The organism is Halorubrum sp. Atlit-26R, assembly GCF_003666015.1.
In the GTDB taxonomy this organism is placed as follows: Archaea; Halobacteriota; Halobacteria; order Halobacteriales; family Haloferacaceae; genus Halorubrum.
Map to the genome: position 1 here is coordinate 1 of NZ_QPLT01000222.1, position 711 is coordinate 711.

Below are 711 nucleotides of genomic sequence, written 5' to 3' on the forward strand. Positions count from 1 at the left end.
TCAAGGCGATCGCTACGAGCGAAGTCGACATTCAGGAAGGTCGAACACACTCTAGCGAGGAGATCAAAGCGGAGTATGGACAAGAAAATGCACGTGACCGATGAGCGAAGAGTGGGACTGAGAGTTCACGGACCGGTCGAAGCGGCAGCCCGACTCACTTGAAGAGCACGCTCGCGACCGGGTCATCTCTAAGCTTGATGAAGTCGTCACCGATCAATGGCGACAGCCAACAGATCATCTTGAACCGCTCGCAGGGGCTCCACATCAGAAGCTTCGGGTTGGACAGTTCCGCCTCGGATGTCGTGCCGATCGCGAACAGCGAATACTCTATGTGGTCGCGATCAGAAAACGGGGTGGAAACGCATACAGAGGCGACGATTGAAATCTGTACGTCATCTGTATTGAGCGATTGGGGATGTGAAACTATTAACGTCTGAGGATTTCAACAAAGCCAGTCAAGGGATTCATCACTCTCCCCGTGGGTCACCAACCGGTATTTCACCATATTCTGGACATGAGACCCATCCCTGTTCAAATGCCCCACCCATTCCTTGGTCCGGGCTCCATTCGTGTTCATCCTCATAATATGGACAGTCTACTAGTGGAGGGTCAATCTCCAGTGCCTCTCGCTGGATGAAATGATTTCCTTGGTATGAATCACAGTTCTGACAGACGTTTCCCCAGACTTTCTTGCCGAGGGTATTGCTGTAG

At 51.9% G+C, this 711-nt stretch carries 1 pseudogene; it reads right to left on the minus strand.

From position 1 onward, the window contains the following. Positions 1-467 precede the first annotated feature (467 nt). Positions 468-711 (minus strand): annotated as a pseudogene (locus DVK07_RS23935) (hypothetical protein); the annotation flags it as partial.